Annotated in this window: 1 protein-coding gene; it reads right to left on the bottom strand. The window is 51.6% G+C overall.

Annotation, left to right across the window (positions count from 1 at the left end; all coding sequences use genetic code 11):
• A partial coding sequence (locus RX395_RS10090) for a M23 family metallopeptidase (RefSeq protein ID WP_316367377.1) occupies positions 1–389 on the bottom strand: 389 nt, incomplete at its 3' end.
• Positions 390–442: the final 53 nt, after the last annotated feature.

The following is a 442-nucleotide window of genomic DNA, read 5'->3' as shown; positions in this document are numbered from 1 at the left end:
GAATAAATGGTATAGGTACCGTTGTTGCCCATGATTTTGACATAATTTCCGTAGCTTTCATGGTAGCCTGGCACAACTGCGGTGCCGCTCATACAAGCGTTGATAGGCGTGCCGCCCGGCATGGCAATATCGAGTGCATAGTGGCAGGAGAGGTCTCCACTAATCGGATGGATTCTCCAGCCAAACCGGCTTGTTAGACCAGAGCTCCAATCAATCCCGACAAAGGGGGATGCAAGCTCCTGCCGCATGGTGTAGATGCCAACCTCCCCCAACGCCTCAAGCCGTTCCACTTGATCAGCGGATAACAAAGTATCCTTGTGATCTGTGATGTATTCTAGGGCTGGTTCGGTGGTCAGGTATTGATCTAAATGGGTGGTATGGGTCGTCACCTCGTTACCTTCGCTGTCGGTAGTTGTGCTGCTTGTGGTATACTCCTCCAGAC

This window comes from Collinsella aerofaciens (genome assembly GCF_032584215.1).
GTDB lineage: Bacteria > Actinomycetota > Coriobacteriia > Coriobacteriales > Coriobacteriaceae > Collinsella.
The sequence above is the reverse complement of the archived record's forward strand: the minus strand, read 5'-3'. Positions and strand labels throughout refer to the sequence as shown.